This is a genomic window from Micromonospora sp. NPDC047187, from assembly GCF_040643355.1.
In the GTDB taxonomy this organism is placed as follows: domain Bacteria; phylum Actinomycetota; class Actinomycetes; order Mycobacteriales; family Micromonosporaceae; genus Micromonospora; species Micromonospora salmantinae.
This window is the reverse complement of record NZ_JBEYUF010000005.1, coordinates 22,898-45,439: the sequence shown is the minus strand read 5'-3', so window position 1 is coordinate 45,439 and position 22,542 is coordinate 22,898. Positions and strand designations below refer to the sequence as shown.

Annotated in this window: 19 protein-coding genes, 2 pseudogenes and 1 riboswitch; of the genes and pseudogenes, 10 read left to right on the top strand and 11 right to left on the bottom strand. The window is 70.9% G+C overall.

The annotated features are described in order from the left end of the window. Positions 1 to 238: 238 nt before the first annotated feature. Positions 239 to 811, top strand: a complete 573-nt coding sequence (locus tag ABZ794_RS11265) for a peptidoglycan-binding protein (protein ID WP_210784103.1) — start codon at positions 239 to 241, stop codon at positions 809 to 811. Positions 812 to 1,041: 230 nt separating this feature from the next. Here the strand turns inward: ABZ794_RS11265 and ABZ794_RS11260 are convergent, their stop codons facing one another. From ABZ794_RS11260 to ABZ794_RS11240, 5 genes and pseudogenes are all read right to left on the bottom strand, one after another. Next, positions 1,042 to 3,525: a DNA topoisomerase (ATP-hydrolyzing) gene (locus tag ABZ794_RS11260; RefSeq protein ID WP_357515597.1), complete on the bottom strand. Its 2,484-nt coding sequence runs from the start codon at positions 3,523 to 3,525 to the stop codon at positions 1,042 to 1,044. Between the two features lie 246 nt (positions 3,526 to 3,771). Then, positions 3,772 to 4,584 (bottom strand): annotated as a pseudogene (locus tag ABZ794_RS11255) (LAGLIDADG family homing endonuclease); the annotation flags it as partial. Next, positions 4,576 to 4,830, bottom strand: a pseudogene (locus tag ABZ794_RS11250) (DNA gyrase subunit A); the annotation flags it as partial. The pseudogenes ABZ794_RS11255 and ABZ794_RS11250, both read right to left, overlap by 9 nt. Before the next feature lie 62 nt (positions 4,831 to 4,892). Further along, positions 4,893 to 7,001, bottom strand: a complete 2,109-nt coding sequence (locus tag ABZ794_RS11245; RefSeq protein WP_308194342.1) for a DNA topoisomerase IV subunit B — start codon at positions 6,999 to 7,001, stop codon at positions 4,893 to 4,895. Between the two features lie 168 nt (positions 7,002 to 7,169). Continuing rightward, positions 7,170 to 9,227, bottom strand: coding sequence for a hypothetical protein (locus ABZ794_RS11240; RefSeq protein WP_238688044.1), 2,058 nt, complete (start codon positions 9,225 to 9,227; stop codon positions 7,170 to 7,172). A gap of 299 nt (positions 9,228 to 9,526) precedes the next feature. On the opposite strand from ABZ794_RS11240, the gene ABZ794_RS11235 reads away from it, so the two are divergent. From ABZ794_RS11235 to ABZ794_RS11225, 3 genes are all read left to right on the top strand, one after another. Continuing rightward, positions 9,527 to 10,081: a hypothetical protein gene (locus tag ABZ794_RS11235; RefSeq protein ID WP_357515359.1), complete on the top strand. Its 555-nt coding sequence runs from the start codon at positions 9,527 to 9,529 to the stop codon at positions 10,079 to 10,081. A 184-nt stretch (positions 10,082 to 10,265) separates the two neighbouring features. Then, positions 10,266 to 11,522, top strand: a complete 1,257-nt coding sequence (locus ABZ794_RS11230; RefSeq protein ID WP_357515357.1) for a hypothetical protein — start codon at positions 10,266 to 10,268, stop codon at positions 11,520 to 11,522. Between the two features lie 142 nt (positions 11,523 to 11,664). After that, positions 11,665 to 12,528 (top strand): alpha/beta fold hydrolase, encoded by an 864-nt coding sequence (locus ABZ794_RS11225; RefSeq protein ID WP_210784098.1) that lies wholly within the window; start codon positions 11,665 to 11,667, stop codon positions 12,526 to 12,528. Positions 12,529 to 12,547: 19 nt separating this feature from the next. Here the strand turns inward: ABZ794_RS11225 and ABZ794_RS11220 are convergent, their stop codons facing one another. After that, on the bottom strand, positions 12,548 to 12,718 hold the full coding sequence (locus ABZ794_RS11220; RefSeq protein WP_357515354.1) for a hypothetical protein: 171 nt from the start codon (positions 12,716 to 12,718) through the stop codon (positions 12,548 to 12,550). Positions 12,719 to 12,915: 197 nt separating this feature from the next. On the opposite strand from ABZ794_RS11220, the gene ABZ794_RS11215 reads away from it, so the two are divergent. Together ABZ794_RS11215 and ABZ794_RS11210 are read left to right on the top strand one after the other, a co-directional pair. Further along, positions 12,916 to 13,545: a hypothetical protein gene (locus ABZ794_RS11215; protein ID WP_210784097.1), complete on the top strand. Its 630-nt coding sequence runs from the start codon at positions 12,916 to 12,918 to the stop codon at positions 13,543 to 13,545. Between the two features lie 198 nt (positions 13,546 to 13,743). Next, the gene (locus ABZ794_RS11210; protein WP_210784096.1) at positions 13,744 to 14,115 is read left to right on the top strand and encodes a hypothetical protein; all 372 of its coding nucleotides are present in this window, start codon (positions 13,744 to 13,746) and stop codon (positions 14,113 to 14,115) included. A gap of 36 nt (positions 14,116 to 14,151) precedes the next feature. Here ABZ794_RS11210 and ABZ794_RS11205 read toward each other — a convergent pair whose 3' ends face one another. Further along, positions 14,152 to 15,072 (bottom strand): DUF72 domain-containing protein, encoded by a 921-nt coding sequence (locus tag ABZ794_RS11205; protein ID WP_357515352.1) that lies wholly within the window; start codon positions 15,070 to 15,072, stop codon positions 14,152 to 14,154. 133 nt (positions 15,073 to 15,205) lie between these two features. Between ABZ794_RS11205 and ABZ794_RS11200 the strand changes: the two genes are divergently transcribed. Next, the gene (locus ABZ794_RS11200) at positions 15,206 to 15,709 is read left to right on the top strand and encodes a DinB family protein (protein ID WP_357515350.1); all 504 of its coding nucleotides are present in this window, start codon (positions 15,206 to 15,208) and stop codon (positions 15,707 to 15,709) included. An 80-nt stretch (positions 15,710 to 15,789) separates the two neighbouring features. On the opposite strand, the gene ABZ794_RS11195 is transcribed toward ABZ794_RS11200, so the two are convergent. Beyond that, the gene (locus tag ABZ794_RS11195) at positions 15,790 to 17,847 is read right to left on the bottom strand and encodes a glycogen debranching N-terminal domain-containing protein (RefSeq protein ID WP_357515348.1); all 2,058 of its coding nucleotides are present in this window, start codon (positions 17,845 to 17,847) and stop codon (positions 15,790 to 15,792) included. Further along, on the bottom strand, positions 17,844 to 18,287 hold the full coding sequence (locus ABZ794_RS11190; RefSeq protein WP_210784092.1) for an SCP2 sterol-binding domain-containing protein: 444 nt from the start codon (positions 18,285 to 18,287) through the stop codon (positions 17,844 to 17,846). Before ABZ794_RS11190 ends, ABZ794_RS11195 begins: the two co-directional genes overlap by 4 nt. Before the next feature lie 196 nt (positions 18,288 to 18,483). Between ABZ794_RS11190 and ABZ794_RS11185 the strand changes: the two genes are divergently transcribed. Further along, complete coding sequence (locus tag ABZ794_RS11185; protein ID WP_210784091.1) at positions 18,484 to 19,530, top strand: NAD(P)-dependent alcohol dehydrogenase; 1,047 nt, start codon at positions 18,484 to 18,486, stop codon at positions 19,528 to 19,530. Positions 19,531 to 19,539: 9 nt separating this feature from the next. Here ABZ794_RS11185 and ABZ794_RS11180 read toward each other — a convergent pair whose 3' ends face one another. Continuing rightward, positions 19,540 to 20,049, bottom strand: a complete 510-nt coding sequence (locus ABZ794_RS11180) for a DUF664 domain-containing protein (protein ID WP_210784090.1) — start codon at positions 20,047 to 20,049, stop codon at positions 19,540 to 19,542. A gap of 78 nt (positions 20,050 to 20,127) precedes the next feature. Between ABZ794_RS11180 and ABZ794_RS11175 the strand changes: the two genes are divergently transcribed. After that, positions 20,128 to 20,643, top strand: coding sequence for a 2'-5' RNA ligase family protein (locus tag ABZ794_RS11175; RefSeq protein WP_210784089.1), 516 nt, complete (start codon positions 20,128 to 20,130; stop codon positions 20,641 to 20,643). A gap of 209 nt (positions 20,644 to 20,852) precedes the next feature. Continuing rightward, positions 20,853 to 21,038, top strand: a complete 186-nt coding sequence (locus ABZ794_RS11170) for a hypothetical protein (RefSeq protein WP_210784088.1) — start codon at positions 20,853 to 20,855, stop codon at positions 21,036 to 21,038. Positions 21,039 to 21,053: 15 nt separating this feature from the next. Here ABZ794_RS11170 and corA read toward each other — a convergent pair whose 3' ends face one another. Then, a complete protein-coding gene (gene corA, locus ABZ794_RS11165; protein WP_357515344.1) occupies positions 21,054 to 22,184 on the bottom strand; it encodes a magnesium/cobalt transporter CorA in 1,131 nt (376 codons plus the stop codon). A gap of 230 nt (positions 22,185 to 22,414) precedes the next feature. Further along, positions 22,415 to 22,526: riboswitch (SAM riboswitch) on the top strand. The last annotated feature ends 16 nt before the right edge of the window (positions 22,527 to 22,542 follow it).

Below are 22,542 nucleotides of genomic sequence, written 5' to 3'. Positions count from 1 at the left end.
GGGGGGGGGTTGTTCCGCCCCCACCTTAATTTATCCTGGGGGGGACCGGTTGGGTTTTGTTCGTTAAACCCTCAAACACCGCGCCAAACAAGAGCACCAATCGCCAGGTCTGATGGCACGACCGTCCGTCCACACTGGCGCTAAGCCACCTCGCCTCGTCGTGCCGGGCCTGACACCGTCGGCTGGCGCGACACCCCAGCACCGTTGCCCCCTCATGATTCCCAACTGAAGGAGATGCATGTCGTCGCTCCGCTCCGCCCGCCGCATCCTCAAGCGGGCTGCCGTGCCCGCCATCGGCGCGGCACTGGCCATCGGCATCAACGTCACCATCGCCACGCCCGCCGCGGCCAGCGGCTCCTACACGGGCCGGGCGTTCGTCCATGGCGCCGGCGCGGTGTCCGACGACTTCGATGACGAAGGCGTCACCAACGTCACCACCCACCGCAACTCGAACGTCGCCTGTCTCTGGCAGACCATTCTCTGGGCGAATGGCTACCTGCCCTCGTCCGGAGTCGACGGCGTCTTCGGCGACCAGACCGATGCCGCGACGAGGAACTTCCAGCGCGACAAGGGCCTCTCAGCGGATGGCTCCGCAGGCCGGAACAGCTGGACGAAGGCCGGCGACAAGCTGGTGCAGCACGACAACCAGAACGGATGGCTGTACGTGGTGTACCACGGGGCGACGGGTTCCCGGAGCCCGTACGGCTCGCACCAGTTCGTCCTGCAGCGTTCGCCCGACGGGAACTACCGCTTCTACCCGCCCAAGGGCAGCGGCCCCTACTGGGCCGCCTACAACTCCCGCACCTGCTGACCGACATCTGGAAGCCGATGCGGCGCTGCCTGGCCAACTGGCCCGGCCAGCCCTCTCCCTACCGGGGCATCATCGCGAGCGGCCCGACAGCCACGCGGTGACCAGGGACTGCAGGGTAGGTCCGGACGCGACGGGACCCTTGTCCGGACCTACCCTGCAGGGTGCTTCGCGTGCACCCGGACCCTCACCCACAACAGAAGGCGCCAACGGCGCGCCAACGCGGGTGGGGGTCAGTCGCGTTCGATCAGGTGGCCTACGACCGTTGGGCCGAGCATCACCGCGAAGCCGCTGCCGTCGCGGCGTGGGTCCGCCGCGGGCAGCTCCACCGGGTCGCCGGTGGCTGTCGCGCCGACCGGACGCGGGCCCACCCAGGCGACGGCCACGTCCGTCTCGCCCTTGAGGAAGCGGTGCGCGCGCACGCCGCCGGTCGCCCGGCCCTTTGCCGGGTACGCCTTGAACGGCGTCACCTTGACCGTCGCGCCGGTGGAGGTGACCACCATCGGCTCGCCATGCCCCGGGTCGTCGGTGCGCACCGCGCCGAAGAACGCGACCCGCGCCCCGGCCGGCAGGTTGATGCCGGCCATACCGCCGCCCTTGAGGCCCTGCGGCCGGACCAACCCGGCGGGAAAGCGTAACAGCGACGCCTCCGAGGTGACGAAGGTCAGCGTCTCGGTGCCGTCGGTCAGCCAGGTCGCCCCGACCACCTCGTCACCGTCGCGCAGACCGATCACCTCGAACTCGTCGGAGCGCACCGGCCACTCCGGTGAGCAGATCTTCACCGCGCCCTGTCGGGTGCCCAACGCCAGCCCCGGTGAGCCCTCCGCCTGCCCGCCGAGCGGGGCCAGGCCGACAACGGTCTCCCCCGCCGCCAACGGCACCAGCTCGGCCGCGGACATACCGCCACGCAGTGACACAGTGCCCGCCTGCTCCGGCAACACCGGCAGGGGCAGGACGTCGACCTTGAACGCCCGACCGGCGCTGGTCAACAGCAGCACCCGACCGCGGGCGGTGGAGTGCGCGATGGCGCGTACCGTGTCGTGCTTGACCCGGCCGTTGCGTCGGCGCCCCTCGGAGCTCTCCTCCGACTCGGCCGCGGTCCGGGCCACCAGCCCGGTCGCGGAGAGGATCACCTGGCACGGGTCGTCGGCGACCTCCAGCGGGCCGGCCGGCGCGGACGCGGCCAGCACCTCCTTCAGGTCACCGTCGACAAGCGTCGTACGGCGTTCGGTGCTGAACTGCTTGACCACGGCGGCCAGCTCGTCGGAGACCACCTTCCTGAGCACCCGCTCGTCGTCGAGGATCTTGCTCAGCTCGGCGATCTCGGAGCGCAGCCGCTCCTGCTCGGCCTCCAGCTCGATCCGGTCGAACTTGGTCAGCCGGCGCAACGGAGTGTCCAGAATGTACGTGGCCTGGATGTCGGAGAGGCCGAACCGACTCATCAGCCCGTCCTTCGCGGCCTGCGCGTCGTCGCTGCCCCGGATCAGCCGGACCACCTCGTCGATGTCCAGCAGCGCGATCAGCAGACCGTCGACCAGGTGCAGCCGCTCCTGACGCTTGCGCCGACGGTACGAGGTGCGCCGGGTGACCACCTCGTACCGGTGGGCCAGGAAGACCTCCAGCAGTGCCTTGAGGCCCAGCGTGCGCGGCTGCCCGTCGACCAGGACCAGGTTGTTGACGCCGAACGACTGCTCCAGCGGGGTCAGCCGGTAGAGGTCGGCGAGCAGCGCCTGCGGGTTGACCCCGACCTTGCACTCGACGACGAGCCGGGTGCCGCTCTCCCGGTCGGTGAGGTCCTTGACGTCGGCGATGCCGGTGAGCCGCTTGGTTTTGGTGACCTCGTTGGTGATCGCGGCGATGACCTTCTCCGCGCCGACGCCGTAGGGCAACTCGACCACTGTGATCGCCTGACGGCCCCGGCTGCCCTCGATCGGGCCGATCTCCACCTTGCCGCGCATCCGCACCACGCCACGCCCGGTCTCGTATGCCCGGCGCACCTCGTCCAGGCCCAGCAGCACCCCACCGGTGGGCAGGTCGGGGCCGGGGACGAACTCCATGAGTTTGTCCAGAGTGGCGTCCGGGTGGTTGATCAGCCAGCGGGCCGCGGAGACGACCTCCGCCAGGTTGTGCGGGATCATGTTGGTGGCCATCCCGACCGCGATCCCGGACGCGCCGTTGACCAGCAGGTTGGGGAAGGCCGCCGGCAGCACGGTCGGCTGGGTCAGCGACCCGTCGTAGTTGGGCTCGACGTCGACGGTGTCCTCGCCCAGCTCACCGACGAGCAGCATGGCCTCGCGAGACATCCGCGCTTCGGTGTATCTCGATGCTGCCGGTCCATCGTCTGGGGACCCAAAATTTCCATGTCCATCGATGAGTGGCACGTTGAGGGAGAAGTCCTGCGCGAGCCGGACCATGGCGTCATAGATCGCCGTGTCCCCGTGCGGATGGTACTTACCCATACAGTTGTGAACGACATAGCCCTCGGCGACGAACGCGTGCTCGTCACTGCCGACCTGGATATCGTACGTGACGTCGGGCGAAACCGCCTCAACCGAAGTGACCCGTAGGAACGAACTGCCGACCAACGCGTCGAGCCGAGCAGCGAGCGGTGAGCCAAGGCGGTGGAGTTTGTGGATCCAGCCGTCTCGTACTGCCCGCTCCAACTGGAACGACCGGTCCGCAAGTGGAACGCCGTTGCGGTCCTTGCCATACCGCACTTTCGGGCCACCGCTCGCCGAGAGCGAGTCACGGAACGCCTGTCCGTCCTGGTCCCGGAACCACCCTCCGCCCTGATGCGCTGCCGTGAACTCCGCGATGACCGGACCGTACGGCAACCGGTCGTTGCCCTGCTTGCCGCTGTACTCGTAGCCGATCTCGGCGACCCGCTGCAAGCCGTCGTGCTTGTATCCGATCCTCGCCCAGGGCAGCAACAACCGGGCAAGGTCTGCGGCGTCCCGCCCGCTGACCGAGAGACCAAAGAGCGGGTTACCCGCGGAGGCGCGACCGCTGGTCCAGTGGTGCCCGTGCAGCCCCAGGTCGGCAAGCATGGCGTAGATCTGCCGCACCAGCACCTCGCTGGTGCTGACGAAGACGATCTCCCTGAAGCGCTTACGGACGTAGCCGTCCCCGTCGAAGAAGCCGGCGAGGAACGGCACCCACGCTGACCGATTCGCGATGATGTCGCCCGGCACGTGCTTGTCCCGGCTGAGCGGACGTGCAGCCTCCAGCAGCCCCTCGTGCCGACTGAAGGTCAGAATGTGCTGGTCGCGGTGGAGGGGATTGCGCGCCTCGCGCTTACCTCGGGAGACGTTCACTCCACTGGTGACGGCCCAGCCGTGAGCGACATCCAGCGGCTCGACGTCACACATATGGATCCGGACCCGGCCGTCCGCTTCGCGAGACCGATGGGCAGGGAAGCCCTCAGCCACCAGCAGCCCGCGCACATAGTCGTAGACGTCACCGGCGGGCGTCGACGCCGCACTGCGGCGACTGCCGTACGCCAATGCCAGGCGCCCGGGGAGATCCCGGGCCTCCGCCCATTGCACTGAAAGGTCATCGGCGACCACACGGAAGCGCTGGCCCGGCGTGACGAGCATCGTGTGCCCGTTGCTCCAGGTCACGCGCACGAGTTCGGAGGTCGGGTTCCGATAAACAGCAGTCACCGGTATGGGGGCTCCATCGCCGTCCAGCACGAGGTCCCCGACCTCGATCTCCTCGATGGCCCGCAAACCGTCGGGCGTCGAGACGAGTGTGCCGGCAACGAAGCAGTCGCCCACAATTCGGGCAGACTTGACATGCCCGCGATCCGGACGGTAGCCCTGCTCGTACATCGACCAGAGGATGCGCCGGTGCACGGGCTTGAGGCCGTCGCGCGCATCGGGCAGGGCGCGGGAGTGGATGACCGAGAACGCGTACTCCAGGTAGGAGTCGGAGACCTCGGTGACCAGCGGGTTGTCGAACACCCGCGCGCCGGCCTGGTCGAACGAGGAGAGGTCGACCTTGTTTTCCTTACGGCGTGCCATGACTCAGCTCTCCACTGGAACGGAACGGGCGCTGCATCGAAGATTCGCTCGCTGTCGCTCACTCATGCGTCGATCGCATCCCGGTCGACGCGGTCGGCGGAGTCGATGAGCCAGTTGCGGCGCGGCTCGACCTTCTCGCCCATCAGCAGCTCGAGGATGCGTTCGGCGGCGTCGACGTCGTCGAGGGTGATCCGGCGGACGGCCCGGGTGGCCGGGTTCATCGTGGTGTCCCACAACTCGTCGGCGTCCATCTCACCGAGACCCTTGAACCGTGGGATGGGCGTGACGATCTGCTTGCCGGCCTTCTCCAGCTTGCGGACCGTCGTCTCCATCTCGGCCTGGGTGTAGGTGTAGACGGTCTGCGGGCTGCGCCCCCTGGTGGTGATCTTGTGCAGGGGCGGCATCGCGGCGTAGAGCCGACCGGCCTCGATCAGCGGCCGCATGTACCGGGCGAACAGGGTGATCAGCAGCGTACGGATGTGGGCGCCGTCCACGTCGGCATCGGCCATGATCAGCACACGGCCGTAGCGCAGCGCCGAGAGGTCGAAGGTGCGCCCCGAGCCGGCGCCGAGGACCTGCACGATGGCAGCGCACTCGGCATTGTCCAGAACCTGCTGGAGGTTGGCCTTCTGCACATTGAGGATCTTGCCGCGGATCGGCAGCAGCGCCTGGTACTCCGAGGAACGGGCCATCCGGCTCGTTCCCAACGCGCTGTCGCCCTCGACGATGAACAACTCGCTGCGGTCGATGCCGGTGGCCCGGCAGTCGACCAGCTTCGGCGGCATGGACGCGCCCTCCAGGGCGGTCTTGCGCCGGGCGGCGTCCTTCTGTTGCTTCTGGGTGAGCCGCACCCGGGCGGCGTCGACGATCTTCTGCAGGACGGTGCGCGCCTCGGCCTTGGTGCGCCGGTCCTCCAGCCATGCCTTGATGTGCGCGTCGACCAGGGACTGGAGAACCTTGGTGATGCCGGTGGTGGAGAGCTCGTCCTTGGTCTGCGAGGTGAACTGCGGCTCGGGGATCCGCACGTGCACCACCGCCGTCATCCCCTCCAGGACGTCGTCCAGGGTGGGCGGCTCCTCCTTGGCCTTGAGCAGACCGCGGGTGTTACGGATCGCGTCGGCGAGCGAGCGGACGAGGGCCCGCTCGAAGCCCTTGCGGTGGGTGCCGCCGTGCGCGTTGCGGATGGTGTTGGTGAAGCACTCGACGGTGCGCTCGTAACCGGTGCCCCACCGGAACGCCACCTCGACCTCGGCGCGCCGCTGCACGTTGGACTGCATGACGCCGTTGGCGTCGGCGGCGTTCTCCCGGTAGGTGCCCTCCCCGTTGACCAGCAGGGTGCCGGAGACCGGCCGGTCGCCGGCTGGGGCGAGGAAGTCCACCATGTCGCTGAGCCCGTTGGGGTAGTGGAACCGCTCCTCGGCGGGCGCCTCGCCGGTCAGGTCGCGCAGCAGGTAGGTCACGCCGGGAACCAGGAACGCGGTGTTGCGCAGCTTCATCCGGACGGCGTCGACGTCGAGTGCGGCGCCGGTCTCGAAGTAGCGGGCGTCGTGCCACCAGCGGATCGAGGTGCCGGTGTGCTGGCCGCGCTTCATGGCGCCGGTCACCTGGAGGCCGGGGCCGGCGGTGAAGGGGGCGTCCGGGCCGTCGCCGTCGAAGATGCCCGGGACGCCGTGCCGGAACGACATCGCGTGGATCTTGCCAGCCCGGCGGACGGTCACGTCGAAGCGGCGGGACAGCGCGTTGACCGCCGATGCGCCGACGCCGTGCAGACCACCGGAGGTCTTGTAGCCGGAGCCGCCGAACTTACCGCCGGCGTGCAGCCGGGTCAGCACCAGCTCGACGCCGGAGATGCCGGACTTGGCGTGCACGTCGGTGGGGATGCCCCGGCCGTCGTCGTCGACCTGCACCGAGCCGTCGGCGTGCAGGATCACCTCGACGTGGCTGGCATGACCGGCGACACCCTCATCGGTGGAGTTGTCGAGGATCTCGTTGACGAGGTGACCCACGCCACGGCTGTCGGTGGAACCGATGTACATGCCGGGCCGCTTGCGGACAGCGTCCAGCCCCTCAAGGTGGGTGAGGTCATCGGCCCCGTACAGGGTGTCAGGCTCTGCGGTCAACTGGTCGTACTCCCCGGTCTCGGCGGTGTGGTGCCGCGTCCGAACTGTCAGTCGGCCGGCGCGCGCCGCAGCGAGCCTAACCGGCAGATGCGACACGATGACGGCACCCCGCAGTCGGGGCCCGCATCCTCGTTGCGGATGCGGGCCCCGACTGCGTGTGCTGCTGTCCGGATTCGGCGCGTTAGCCGCGCCGTGACCGGTTGCCTCTCAGCGGCCCGACTACGGTGCCACCTCGATAACAAGCGAGCCGTGGCCGACGTTCCCAGCGCTGTCCACCGCGGCGACGTACAGCGTGTTGGTGCCGTACGCCGGCGTGGCAAGGGTCACCGACACGGTCTTGCCGGAGTAGCCGAGGCTGGTGCCGGCCTCCGCCTCCTCGGTGGGCGGGCTGCTCCAGCCGTAGCGGAAGCTGACCACGTCCGGGTCCGGCGAGCGCACCTTGTAGGTGTAGAGCTGCCCGGGCGGGGCGGGGGTGGCGACCGCGTCGACGCTCACGGTGGGCGGCTGGTCGTCGATGGTGAATTCACACCAGGCCGACCAGGGGCTGGTCACGTAGCTGTCGTCGCTGCGCGTCCGGAACGCGTACGACTTTCCGCTGGCAGTGCCGGTCACCGCGGCCGTGGTGGACCGCGCACCGGCCACCACGGTCGAGCCCGCCGGTGGGTTCATCCGGGGGGTGGAGCTGTCGTAGGTGCCCGAGGCGGGGATCTCCAGCAGCTCGTACGACGTCTGGAGGACCTGACCGGTGTCCGCGTCGGGGAAGACGGCGGAGAGGGTCGGCGGGGTGGTCCGGGTGACCCGGCCGCCCGCGACGCAGGCGGCGCCGCCGGCCTGGAGGCTGGTGGGCTGGGTGGGCGCCGAGTCGTAGTCGACGAGCAGGCGCGCCGTACTCGGGTCGAACTTCTTCCACCGGTCCAGGGTGCTCTCGCCGGTCCCGGCCGAGTCGCTACAGGCGCAGAGGCCGTAGGTGATCGAGGACTGGTGGGCGGCCGTGGCGCTGCTGAGGCCGGCGGCGACGCTGCCGGTGAAGCGCACGGTCATGGGCGGTTGCGGTGAGTCGGCGCAGCCAGTCGCGCGGGCGTGCGAACTTGCGGAAGCCCGCAGCGTGGTCAGTGCGGGGGCCCACGCGGTGCGAGGAGTGCTCGTGATGCCCGCCGACTGGTAGAGGTAGGTCGGGGTGTCGAAGCAGGACCAGGTGTGGGTCACCCCCACCTGGACGGAGGCCGACCTGATGAGCTTGCCGCTCAGCGCCGCGATCGGGAACTCGAAGTAGGAGCGGTAGGTGACGCCGGAATCGACATTCTTGCCAACCAGGGCGGAGGTCGTGTCGCTGTTGGTGGAGTTGTTGTTCGTGGCGTACGCCCAGCGGGAGCGGGTGGCGGACCAGGCCGGGTCGATGAACACCGGGAAGGTGGCCTTGGCCGGGTCGAGCAGGTCCGGCGACGGACGCAGCACGAGGTCACCGGCGGGGTCGACCGCGGTCGCCACGGGGGCGGTGCGGGCGGCTGCGCCGGGGCCGGACGGCGACGAGGTCGACGCCGAGCGGGCCGAGCGGCCGGAGCCGGCCGAGTCCCACATCTCGGCCGCCGCGCCGCGCGCCACCTCGGTCTCGCCGGCGAGCGCCCGCAGCGAGCCGTCGGCCTCCCGCCGGACCCGCACGTCGCCGCCGAGGTCGAACCGGATCTCCCGGAGCGCCGGGTTCGCCGCCGCCTGCGGTGTCTTCACCACGAGGACATGGGTGAAGCCGGTGTGGGTCGCCGTGAGCACCAGGTCCACACCGGGCAGTACCTCGGGGTAGGTGGCCGCGTCCTTGGACACGGTCGGCGTGGGCAGCCCACCCGGCCAGCCCAGCGTCATCGCGCTCGTTCCGCTGGTCAGCGTGGCCGCGGGACCGTGCCCTCCGGACGAGAACACCAGGTCGGTCGGGGAGACCGCCGGTCGGAGGCCGGTGGCGCCGCGCCGCAGGGACAGGTCGACGTCGGACCAGGATCCGTCGCTCTGACGGATTCGCTGGGGAACGGCGGCGGTTTCGGACACGAAGCCCCCGCCTGGCTTGGCGAAGACCTGGGTCAACTCCGTGCGGGCGGAGACGACCTCCACCCGCTGGCCGGTGCGCGTGGCCGTGGCGGTTGCCTGGACGGCCTCCCGGCCGGCCGTGCCGCTCGCGGCGACGCCCTCCGCCGGCGCCGCCGACGCGGGTGCGGCGAGCAGGGCGACGCCGATGGACGCCGCGATCCCGGCGGCGAGCAGGCCGCGCGTGGACGGTCGGGGCATCATGGACGGTTTGTGGATGTGGACAGCATGCATGGAGCGGCCAGTGGCCACCGCAACCCCCGTGGATGTAAGACAGCCAGACGGAGGAACTGTAGAGAGCGGTGTCGGGCACTGTCCACGCTTGTCACATCCCGTGAGCACAAATGGAACGAGGTGCCGCATACGTGCGGGACGCGGGCCTCGACCGGGACGGTCGGTGACAGCCCGAGGAGCAGCTCGGTACGGCCGTGATCGCCGGATCACGCAGAGGCACCACCTCCGGTAGGCTCGCCCACCCGACCGGTCGTCGGAAGGTGCTCGCGGTGGACGAGACGATTCGCGACGCGCTGCGGCGCTCCCTCGGTACGCCGGCCCGGCGGTGGCTGCTGGTGGGCACCCTGGTGACCGGGCTGCTGGTCGCCGTGGCGCTGGTCGCGGATGCCGCCGACCGGACCTTCGCCGAACTCTCGGGCACTGTGCAGAGCCTGATGTCGGTCGCGACCCCCCTCTTCGGCATCTTGCTGGTACGCGACCTGCGCCGGGCGCCGGTCCGCCTCCCGGTCCTGCCCACAGTGCTCGCGGTGGGGCTGCCGGCGGTCGTCGTCGGCGTGGTCGGTGTGCTGATCTGCGTCGCGACGCTGGCCCTCACCCCGGCCGACGTCGCCGACGCGCCGTGGCGGTTCGCCGGGACGGTCGCGGTGGGCAGTGTGCTGGTGCAGATCGTCGCCGGTCTGGTGGGCACCGGGCTGGGCCTGTTGCTGCGCTCGGTGGTGCTGGCGTTCCTGGCCACGATCATCCTGCCGCTGGGGCTGTTCGCGCTGCTGGGCGCGGTGGACGCGGCCCTGTTGAACCGCCGCGGCCGCCCGACCGGTCGCTGACTCCGCGCCGAGGGCGGTCGACTACCCGGAGCGCGGGTCCAGTCTCGACGCGGTAGCCCGTGATGCCTACGGGCGCGTGTCCTTCGTCGAACGAATCTGTTACGGGCCATTGACGCCTGTCGCGCCGGGGTGATCTGATCGCGCTCTCAGAGAATCTTTCATCTTTCGATGGTTGGGGGCCCCCATGCCCAGGTTCCGGCGTACCGCGCTCGCCGCGGGACTAACGATCGCCATGGCCGCGTTGTCGACCGCCGTCGCGCTGCCCGCACCCGCGTCCGCCGCGTTGCCCACCGCCGCGGTGGCACTCGGGGACAGCTTCATCAGTGGCGAGGGCGCCGGGGCGTACACCCCGGTCGTCGACGCCAACGGTGTCAGCCAGGGCTTCCCCGGTTGGACCGCGGCGAACAACAACGCGTTCTTCTGCCACCGCTCGGCGAACGCCTCGCTCAACCAGGCCAACCTGCCGGGCATCCAGAACCGGTTCAACCTGGCCTGCTCCGGTGGTCAGCCACACGACATCGCCAACACCTCCCAGGCGCGGACCAACGGTCGCACCGTCGCCTCGCAGCTGAGTCAGCTGCGCGCCGTCGCGCAGACCCAGGACATCGACCTGGTGCTGATCGGCCTCGGTTCCAACAACAGCTCGTTCACCTTCGGCAGCGTCGCGGAGAAGTGCGCCAACCGGTTCATCGCCGACGCCTGGACCGGTTGGTGGGAGTTCTGGGCGTACCTGAACGGGCCGGTGGAGCAGAAGCCGTGCAGCGACGCCGACCTGGCCACCGCCGCGCAGCTCAGCGCCGCGACCGCGGAGACCACCGCGGCCGTACGTCAGATCCTGACCACCCTCGACCAGGTGGACGCGGACGGGCAGCACCGGGTGGTGTTCCAGGACTACACGAACCCGCTGCCGCTGGACCTGAACCAGCAGTTCCACGAGGAGGACAGCCGGGACGACACCCGGGACAAGTTCCGTGACCTGGGTGCCGAGCGGTACGCGGCCGGTTGCCCGATCCACCGGGCCAGCCTGGCGCCGGGGCACCGCTTCTCTCAGGGCCTGGGCAGCATCGTGAAGTCCACCCGGGACACTCTGGCCGCCGAGTTCCCCGCCGACGACCTGGTGTACCTGAGCGTGCAGCAGGCGTTCAACGGTGCCCGGCTCTGCGAGCAGACCAGCAGCCCGAGCGGCGCGCTGGCCACTCCGATCCGGCTTCAGGACGGCGCGACCGGCACCTTCGTCACCAGCCTCGCCGGCAAGGACAAGATCGCCATCCAGCGCATCGCCAACACCTGCGTCACCTACTTCCAGACCTGCCAGGAGTCGTGGCACCCGAACGCCACCGGGCACCAGGTGCTCGGCCAGTGCCTGAGCGGCGCGGCCTCCACCAGCGCCCGTTCGGTGGCCTGCGTGCGGGCCAGCAACGGGGCGATCTCGGTCTCCTGACCGCAGCGTCCGTCGGAGGGCTCCGCCGTTCGGCGGGGCCCTCCGTCGCGTCCGTCGAGCGGACGGCACGTCTGCCCACCGCTGTCCTGGGCCCCACAGCCTGCTGCTACCCGCCGGTAACGTCAGGCCGTAGGCTGGGCCGGTGAACGGGGACCCGGAGTACGCGCAGGAGTTCGTCGACGTCGACGGTGGCCGGTTGGGTGTGCAGGTCTACCCGGAACCGGCCGGGGTGCCGGGCGCGCCGGTGGTGGTGATCTGGCCCGCGATGGGGGTCCGGGCCCGGTACTACCGGCCCTTCGCCGCCGCGCTGCGCGCCGCCGGACTGGCAGTGGCCGTGGCCGACCTGCGCGGCACCGGGGCGAGCACGCCCGCGCCGAGTCGGGCGGACCGGCACGGTTACGCCGATCTGGCCGACGACGTCGGCGCCGTCCTGGCCGCCCTCAAGCCACGTCTGGACGGACGCACCCGACTACTCCTCGGGCACTCGCTCGGCGGGCAGGCCGCGCTGCTGCACCTCGCCCTGCACGGCAGCGGCGAGGTGGACGGGTTGGCGCTGGTGGCGGTCGGCATCCCGTACTGGCGGAGCTACCCGGGCCGGCGCGGCCTCGGCGTACTGCCCTACACCCAGGGGATCGCCGCCACGGCGGCGCTGCTCGGGGTCTGGCCGGGCTGGGGCTTCGGCGGTCGGCAGGCACGCGGTGTGATCCGCGACTGGGCCCACACCGCGCGGACCGGCCGATTCCCCCGGCTCGACGGTACGGACACCGAGGCCGCCGTCCGCGCGGTACGAACCCCGGTGCTGGCCGTCAGTGTGGACGACGACCAGTTCACCCCGCACGAGACCATGGACCACCTCTGCGCGAAGCTCGTCGACGCGCCGGTGACCCGGGAGCGGTACACAGTGGCGCAGGCCGGTACGACGTTGGACCACTTCACCTGGGTCCGCGCCAGCGTCCCGCTGGCGCGGCGGATCGCCGGTTTCGTCGGCGACCTGCCGCCCCGCTGAGCCGTACCGGCCGGTCGGCTCACTCGTCCTGGTCCAGCGGCACCAGTTCACCGTCCCGTTCCACCTGGATCTCGGCGTGTTCCTTGCGGGGTGCGACCTGTGCGGTGTTCCGGTGTGGGTCGTTGTCGGGGTGCATGAGCACCGCGTCTGTTTTGGGGGTCTTCTCCCGGCTCTCGTCCGGCTGCGACATCGCGTTCCCCTCTCGTCGGCGTCACTCGGGAACTACCCGCCACCGGGCGAACGACTCCTGCCCGGGGCAGGTCGACCCGCCGACGCCACGGGTGTCCGGTAGCGGCCCGCCACGACGCGGATCGGCCCGCCCGGGGCGGGGTTAGCCGCCCGACCCTCGGGTAAGCCGCACCGCCCGACACGGCGGAAGGGGATCACATGTCCGAACGGCATACCGCACTGCGCTCGATGCACGATCTGGGCCTGGCGGCCTGGTTTGGCGGCTCCCTCATGGGTGCCTTCGGCGTCAACGGCGCAGCTGCGAAAATCAGCGACTCGACCCAGCGGCTCCCGGTCGCCTCGGCCGGATGGTCCAAGTGGACACCGGTGAACGCGGCCGCGATCGGCGCCCACCTGGCCGGCGCCGTCGGCGAGCTGGTGACCGAGAGCCCACGGGTGGCGGCCCAGTCCGGCGTGGGCCGGGCCAGCGCCATCAAGACCGCGTTGACCATCGGCGCGCTGGCGGTCACCGGCTACAGCCGGTTGATCGGCATGCGGCTGGAGAAGGCCGGCGGTCCGTCGGTGAGCGGTGCCACCGAGCCGAACCACCAGACCCCGGCCAGTGTGGCCTCGTCGCAGCGGCAGATGAAGCTGCTCCAGTGGGCCATTCCGGCGCTGACCGGGACCCTGGTCGTGGTCACCGCGTACATGGGTGAGCAGCAGAAGCCCGGGCAGGTGTTCCGCGGGATGCTCGGTCGCGCCGGTGGGATGAAGGGCGCCTCGAAGGGCATGATCAAGATGGCGGGAATGAGCAACGGCAAGCGGCCGATGGCGATGGCCGGACGCTGAACGTCGGGCCGGCCGGCGTCCCGCCGCCACCTCGACGGCGGGGCGCTGGCCGGCCTGCGCGCGCACCGGAGCGATGAACGGGTCCCGCGCGCGCGGCGGCGTGGCGGCGACATGTCGTGCGCCGCACCCGGGCCGGCGATCCCGGCCCGAGGACGGCACATCGTCCGCCGGAGCGGCGGACCGACGAGCGGGGTGGCGATGACGGCGCACAAGGGACGCAGCGGTGACAACGACCGGCTTCAGCCGGAGGCGACCAAGCCGTGGGGCACCGGCGACGGCTTCGACGCCGACGCGCCCTGGGGCACTGACGACGATTCACCGATGGACGAGGGCAGCGAGGAGACCGCGGTGCCCGAGGGACGGCGCGGCGAGCGACGTGCGGGTGCTCCGGCGGGCCGGTCGGACCCGGCGGGACGACACGGCTTCGGCTCGGTCGAGCCGACCCGTACGACGATGGCCGGACCGGGTGCCCCACCCGACCCCGCTCCCAGCGGCCGGAGCTTCCCCGACGACGCGGACATCGGCGAGTCGACCCAGGACGCCCTGCGCAGCCGGGGACGGCGGTCCTGAGCGGACCGGCGCCCGGCCGGGCGGCCGGTGCGGAGATCAGCCGGTCGCCGGGACGGCCTGCTCGACGACCAGCGTCTCGGCGAGCAGCGTCTCGGCGAGCAGCTGCGCCAGCCGGGTCGCGTCGCGCTGGGCCTGCCCGGCGCAGCAGTTGTTGAACAGCACGTGCAGCTCATCGGGGAGATCAGCGAACTCGGCCAGCCGTCCGGCCCAGTGCCGCAGCTCGTCCTCGGCGTACGCGTACCGGAACTTCTCCTGCTTGTCACCCCCGCCCCAGGCGTCGCTGTGACCGTGGAACCGGACGATCGCCGGCTCCGCCGTCATGGTCAGGATCGGCGGCACCGACGACGGATGCCCCTGTGGCATGTCGACGCAGACCACTGACAGGTCGTGGGCGCGTAGCAGATCCAGAGTGTCCGCCGCGGCGTCGTCGTCCAACCAGGAGCCGTGCCGCAACTCCACCCCGACCCGCCACGGGCGGCAGCGCTGCGCCAGCTCGACGATCCGGCGTTCGGCCGCGGGGCTGCGCACCAGCCACGGCGGGAACTGCAACATCACCACACCGAGCTTGCCGGCCGCCGCGATCGGGTCGAGGGCCGCGCGGAACCGGGTCCACAGCTCGTCGTACGCCGGCTCCGGCAGGTCCCGGCGGCGGATCCGGCTCGGGCCGCTGGTCGGCCGCAGGTCCCGGGGCAGCACGGCGACCGGTGTCGGGTGACCGGTGAAGAGGCTGAACGCCTTGACGTCGAAGGTGAAGTCGTCAGGTGTGGCGTCCACCCAGCCCTGGGTCGTCTCCGGGACCGGGATGGCGTAGTAGGACGTGTCCACCTCGACCATCGGGAACTGGCTGGCGTAGAAGCCCAGTCGACGGGCCGGCGTGCTGGCCGAGCGTGGGTACCACCCGGAGCGCAGCAGGGACTGGTCCGCCCAGGACGACGTGCCCACCTTAATCACACCCATGTCATTCAGTGGACCGCCACCGGCGCGGATCGGCAACCGCTGGCGGGTCTTCGGTCGAGGAGGTGTCGCGCCCGGGAAGTGTCGGTGCCTCGCCCTACGGTGGCACCGGCGGACATCAACGAAGGGTGGCGGCATGACCAGCACTGAGCAGCTCACCGGTGAGCGCACCGACCTCCTGCAGACACTCCGCAGGCACCGCGGTTTCCTCCTGCAGACGGTCGACGGGCTCACCGACGAGCAGGCGGCCAGCCGCCCCACCGTCAGCGGGCTCTGCCTCGGCGGCCTCGTCAAGCACGTGTCCGGCGTCGAGCACCGGTGGATGCTCTTCGCCGTCGGTGGCGCGGAGGCGATGGGCCGCGAGGAGATCGACTGGGTCGGTCAGTTCCAGATGCTGCCGGGCGAGACCCTCGCCGGGCTGGTCGAGCGCTTCCAGGAGGTGGCCTCCCAGACCGACGAGTTGATCGCCACCCTCGACCTGGACGCGGCACACCCGCTGCCGCAGGCGCCCTGGTTCGAGCCGGGAGCGAGTTGGACGGTCCGCCGGGTGCTGCTGCACCTGATCGCCGAGACGGCCCAGCACGCCGGGCACGCCGACATCCTGCGCGAGTCGATCGACGGCGCCAAGACCATGGGCTGACCCCGACACCGACCGCCGAGCGCTGCCGCGCCGAGCGCTGCCGCACCGAGCGCTGCCGCACCGAGCGCTGCCGCACCGCCTCAACGCAGGCGGTGCCGGCGTTCGGTGGTCCGGTCTCTCGCATAGGCGTCGGAATGCCCCCATCGGCCGGGGATGTCCAGCAGCTCCAGCCGACCGAACCCCTCCGGCACCGCCGGGTTCACCAACAGGTTGTCGCCGGTGGGTCGCAGGCCCAGCATGGTGCCGAGCAGCATCAGCAACGCTCCCGACGACCACGCCTGCGGGCGGCAGCTCATCGCCAGTCGGACAGGATAGGTCGTCAGGCTGCGCTCGTAACCGGCGATCACCTCCGGCACCTGGCCACCGAGCGTCTGCGCCATGTCGAAGATGCCGTCCGCGACCCGGGCCGCCTGCACGTCGAGGCGGTAGCGGCGCAACCCGGCGGCGATCAGCGCGTTGTCCGACGGCCACACCGCGCCCAGGTGGGCGCCCACCGGGTTGTACGTGCGCTGCCCGGTGGCGAACGTGCGCACTCCCCACCCGCTGAACAGTCGCGGCCCGACCAGGTGCTCGGCGACCGCCTCCGCACGGTCGTCATCGACGATCCCGCTCCAGAGCAGATGCCCCATGTTGGAGGCCAGCGCATCGACCGGTTCGCCGTACGGGTCGAGCGCCAACGCGTAGTACTCCCGGTGTGGCAGCCAGAAATCCCGGTTGAAGCGCTCCTTCAGCGCTGCCGCCTCCCGTTCCAACCGGTCGGCGTACGCGGGGTCGCCCCAGAACTCCCGGGCCAGCCGGGCGCCACGCCGCTTCGCGTCGTACGCGTAGCCCTGCAACTCGCAGGTGGCGCGGGGGAAGGCGGGTTGCCGACCGTGGGCGTCGACGATGGCGTCCGGGGAGTCCTTCCAGCACTGGTTGATCGTGCCGTCGCGCTCGTTGCGGCGCTGGTAGCGCAGGTAGCCGTCCCCGGTCAGGTCGCCGTACTCGTCGATCCAGTCCAACGCCATCCGGGCCGGGTGGCGCAGCTCGCGGACCAGGTCGGCGTCACCGGACCAACGCTCGTACTCGTCGAGCAGCACGACGAAGAGCGGGGTGGTGTCCGCCGCGCCGTAGTACAGCGCGCTCACCCGGTCGCTGAACGTTCCGGTCTCGCCGTACCGGAGCTGGGCGAGGATCTTGCCGGGCTCCTCGTCCAGCGCGTCGTCGAGCTGGCCGCCCTGCATGAGCGCCAGCATCCGTAGCGTCGCCGGAGCCAGTTCGGGGGTGAAGGCCATCGTCTGGAGGCAGGTGATGAGAGCGTCCCGTCCAAACAACCCCATCGCCCACGGCAGACCGCCGATCGGCACCCGCTCGCGGTACGACAACGGCTTGTACCGCAGTGCCGCCAGGTCCGCGAGGCTGCCCCGGTAGAGCTCCTCCAGGCCGTTGCGTTCGGCCACCAGCTGCGGCGCCCGGTCCAGCCACTGCACCAGGTCCTCACGCATGCCCGTCCGCACGGTCTGTTGGTGCGACTGGAGGTCGGCGCGGAGATCCCGGCCTTCCTCGCCGCCCATCGTCACGCTGACGTGCAGGTCGGTCTCCCATTTCCCCTCGGGTGCGATCCGGATCCGGAACGTCATTCCCTTCTCGTCGACCTCGGCGGGGACGGTACTGCGCACTGTGGTCTGGCGGACGAACCGGTCCCGCTGGTAGCGCAGCACGAGCTGCTGGCCCGCCGAGTCGGCGCTGACCTCGACGGCCCGCTGCCGGAGCTGCCCGACCTCGACGATGTCGGTGAAGTCGCTGGCCATCTCCATCCGGACGGTGTACTCGGCGGGCTGCGACGAGTGGTTGAGCACTGTGATGTTCTCGTGGAAGCAGTCGTGCACCGAGCGGTGCCTGATGATCGACATGTCGGCGTCGACGTAGTGGCTCGCCGCACCGGGGACCAGGAAGAACCGGGTCTCGAAGTACGTGAGGTCGTCGCGGGCGAGTGCGTTGATCCGCTCGCCGTCGATCCTGAGCACCCAGTGGGACAAGAACCGGGTGTCGTACGCGAAGAGTCCGACCGGGGTCTGCGGGTCGACCTCGATGTCGCCCTGGGCGTCGCTGATCGCGAACAGGTTGCCGGCGATGACGTGCACCAGTTCCTGCTTCACGGCCGCTCATTCCGAGCAGTCGTCTCATTCCGAGCGGTCGTCTCGTTCCGAGCGGTCGTCGCGGCCCGGCCAGCCAGCGCGGCTCGGCCCAGCTCATGCGGGTGACGGGCGCCGTCCGGCCCGGAGAAGATCCGCCGCAGCAGCATCAGCAGTCGCATGTTGCCGTGCACGGTCAGCTCGTTGCGCAGCAGGCCCGCGCCCGGGTGCAGCTCGCCGCGGGCCATCCGGTCGAAGACCGGCCGGTCGGCCCGCACCACCAGCTCGGCGTCGTCGGCCGAGCGGGTCACCCGGACCTGTTGGTCGGCGATGGTCAGGTACCAGTGATCGGTGCTGCCGTCGTCGCGGACGTCCAGCCGCAGCGTCCCCGCCGTGGTCTCCGGCAGGTCGGGCCGCCGGCCGGTATCCAGCTGTCGCAGGTACTGCTCCGCCGTCGCGCCCATCGGGTCCCCTCCCCACGGTTTCCCGCAGGATCACCCGCGTCGGGGTGACCCCGGCTCACCCGAAACAGGTGAGGTGCCAGATCCGCCGTGGTGTCAGCCCGTTTGCTCTGGGATGAGGTGGGCAGCCCACGGTTCGGCTTGCTCTGGGATGAGGTGGGCAGCCCACGGTTCGGCCGAGACGGACGGGAGCACCGGTATGCGAGCGCTGCGGTTGCGGGAGTGGAAGTCGGAACCGGAGTTCGTCGAGGTTCCCGACCCGACGCCGGGGCCAGGTCAGGTGGTGGTCCGGATCGGCGGTGCCGGCGCCTGCCATTCCGACCTGCACCTGATGGACGAGTTCGAGCCCGGCACGATGCCCTGGAACCCACCATTCACCCTCGGGCACGAGAACGCCGGCTGGGTGCACGCCCTCGGCGATGGGGTGACCGGCCTGTCCGTCGGCCAACCGGTCGCCGTCTTCGGCCCCTGGGGCTGCGGCACCTGCGCTCGATGCCGGGTCGGAGTCGACCCGTACTGCGAGAACCCGTCCGCAGCGCCGGTGCCCAGCGGCGGCGGCGGGCTCGGACTGGACGGCGGCATGGCCGAGTTCGAGCTGGTCCCGGACGCGCGGCACCTCGTGCCCCTTCCGGAGGGACTGGATCCGGTGGATGCGGCACCGCTGACCGACGCGGGGCTCACCCCCTACCACGCGATCCGGCGCAGCTGGCCGAAACTGCCGCCGGGCAGCACGGCAGTGGTGATCGGGGTCGGCGGGTTGGGGCATGTGGGTGTGCAGATCCTCAAGGCCACCACCGCCGCGCGCGTGATCGCCGTCGACACCCGAGCTGAGGCGCTGCGGCTGGCCGAGGAATGCGGCGCCGAACGCACCGTGGCCCCCGGACCGACCGCCGCCGAGGAGATCCGGGACGCCACCGAAGGCCGCGGCGCCGACGTGGTGCTGGACTTCGTCGGCACGGACGCCACCCTGGCGCTCGGCGTGGCGGCGGCCCGCACCGTGGGCGACCTGACCATCGTGGGGATCGGCGGCGGCACCGTGGGAGTGTCGTTCTTCTCCGTGCCCTACGAGGTGAGTATCGCGACCACCTACTGGGGCAGCCGCCCCGAGCTGGTGGAGGTACTCGACCTGGGTGCCCGGGGCCTGGTCCGTCCGAAGACCACCACCTTCGCGCTGGGAGACGCCCTGGACGCGTACCGCCAGTTGCGCGACGGGACCCTGGACGGCCGGGCAGTGATCGTGCCGTGACCCCGGCGTTCAGTCGGCCTGGATGAGGCCGCGGACGTAGGCGGCCTGGCCCACGTGTTGCAGGTCGTCGTCGACGATGCTGACCAACCGGACGCCGAGGGTGACCGGCGGTTCCCACGCCTCGTCGACCACGCGGTCCAGGTCCGCCGGGCCCAGGCCGGCCAGGAAGCGTCCGGTACGCGCCGCGACCGCCTGGTAGTAGTCGATCAGCGCCTGGGCGCTCTCCGGCCGCACCGCGGCGACCTGGGCGGGCGAGTGCCCGTAGCCGGTGTTGTCGGGGTCGGCGGCGAGCCCGAACCGACCCGCCCAGTCGTCGCTCACCCAGATCTGCTCGGCGTCGAGCAGGTCGGCGACGTGGTGGTCCTGCACCCGGGTGAGGTGCCAGACCAGCCAGCCGACCGAGTTGGCGCCCGGCCCGGGCTGGTGGCGCAGTTGCTCGGGGCGGAGGCCGTCGACGGCCGCGCGGACGAGGTCGGGCAGCCTGTCGTACGCCTCGGTCAGCAGCTCACTCACGTCCACGGGTACGCCTTCCTGGTCGGTTTCCGAACAGGTACCGCCGGACCGGGGTGGGCAAACCTCGGCCGCTACGGTGATCGAATGGTCGCCGCGGTGGAGTTGTACCTGGACCCGGACGCCACCCGCCGGATCCGAGTGCTCTGGGACGCGCTGGAGGCCGAGGGGGTGCAGAGCATGCGCTCGCTGCTGGAGCAGCGCCACCGTCCGCACGTCTCGCTCATGGTGGCGCCCCGTTTCGACAGGGAGCAGGTCGCCGAGGCGCTACAGGGGACGGTGGTGGCCGCCCCGCTGCGGCTCGACTTCCAGCACGCCGGTCAGTTCGTCGGTCGGGTGCTCTGGCTCGGCCCGGTGCCCACCCCGGAGTTGCTGGCACACCACCGGCTGGTGCACGACCGGCTCGCCGGCGCCGGCATCGCCCTCGCCGAGCACTACCAGCCGGGGCGGTGGGTGCCGCACTGCACGCTGTCCATGCGGGTGCCGAACACGCTGATGGCCGCCGCGGTGCGCCGCTGTCTGGAGGTGTTGCCGCTGGCCGCGACAGTGGTCGGCGCGGCGCTCACCGACCACGCGCGTGGCATCGCCCACCCGCTGCCTTGACCGCGCCTCGACCGTCAAGGCGTAATGTCCGGTTTGGCGGGCGACAGTCGGAAACCCGAAAACAAGCGGTGCGGATGCGGCCGGGCGTGGGAAGGTTCGAGTGGCTGTCGTACCGGTGGTGTGCTGCTCACAGGCGGTCCACCCAGCCGGTGTGGCGCGAGGTCACCCCGCGCCACCCACGGCGGCTTCGACGAGGAGAGGCAGGGCCCATGCAGGCTCAGCGCAGGCCACCGCGCACGGAGCGGAGGCAGACCCGGGACGACCGGACCGGCGGCGGAATGACCGGGGCGGCCACGCCACTGACGATCTGGGCGGCCGCCGTACTGCTCGGCCGGATCGGTGCCGGCGACGACGACGTCGAGGACGAACGGCACATCCTGCGCGGCATCGAGTGATCCCGGCCGCGCGGCTCAGAGCCAGCCGCGCCGCTTGAAGATCACGTAGAGGGTGCCGCAGACCAGCAGCATCAACAGCAGCGCGAAGAGGTAGCCGAAGCGCCAGTTCAGCTCCGGCATGTGGACGAAGTTCATGCCGTACACGGTGCCGATGAGCGTGGGAGCGAAGAGGATCGCCGCCCAGGAGGACACCTTCTTCAGCTCCTCGTTCTGGCTGTAGCTGGCCGCGGTGAGGCTGCGCATCTCCTCGTTCTGCTGCTGCGAGACGAGGGTGGCGTTGACGGTGAGGATGTTCTGCAACAGGTGCCGGAAACCGTCCACCCGCTCCACCACCTGGGTCAGGTGGTCGGTCACGTCGCGCAGGTAGCGGCGCAGCTCCTCGTCGGCGCTGGCGCTGCCGGCGCCGTCGGCCAGCGCGTCCAGCACGCTGAGCAGCGGGCGGGCGGCCCGCTGGAACTGGATGACCTCACGGCTGAGCCCGTAGATGCGGCGGCTGGCGTTCGGGTCGCCACCGAACACCTGGGTCTCGATCTCGTCGATGTCGTTCTCCAGTCCGGCCACCACCGGCGCGTACCCATCGACGACCTGGTCGAGGATCGCGTACAGGACCGCCTCCGGCCCCCGGGCGAGCATCTGCGCCTCGGTCTCCAGCCGCCGCCGCACCGCGGCCAGGTCGGGCGCCTCACCGTGTCGGACGGTGACCACGAAGCCCGGGCCGATGAACAGGTGCAGCTCGGAGAACTCGACCTCCTCCCGGAGGTCGTCGTAGCGGGCGGCGCGCAGCACCACGAACAGGGTGTGCCCGTACCGCTCCAGCTTGGGCCGCTGGTGGGCGTTGATCGCGTCCTCGACCGCCAGGTCGTGCAGCCGAAACTCCCGGGCCAGCGAGGTGATCTGCTCGATGTCGGGCCGGTACAACCCGATCCAGGCCATCGCGCCGTCCCGCTCCTGGAGGCAGCGGTACGTCTCGGCGAGGCCGGACGGCGAGGCGAACCGGTGCCCCCGGATGTAGACCGCGCTGTCCACCAGGCCGCCGTGGGACGCGGCGGGCGACTCCGCGGACGGCGCCACACCGACCCTCGTCTCGTACTCGTCGAGTTGGCGGCCGAAGCCACCACCCGGGCGGAAGCGACGGCCGCCGACCATGCCCTGTCCCCTCCCCCGGTGCCGTTCCAGCCAGCCCGGGGCGCTGCTTCCCCCTGTCCTCTGCCCTGAAACCGGCAGTGGCGTCGGCTGGGTTCCACACCGGCGGACGGGGCGACCGGTCGGGCGGATACCCACGGTGACCGTGGGCGGGATGACGGGGGACGCGAGCACCGTGAGCGTGGTCATATCGACTGGACGATCCACCCGTTCCTGCTGTTAGCCTCGGCGCAGGTCATGAGCGCCAGCGCGAAGCCCCGGCTCGCTGGCCGGCAACCCTCCTCCGCGGTGGGGTGCCCCGGGTGAAGACCAGGCACCGGCAGGACGTCGGTGCAAGCGTGGCCTGGCACCCAGGTCAGCA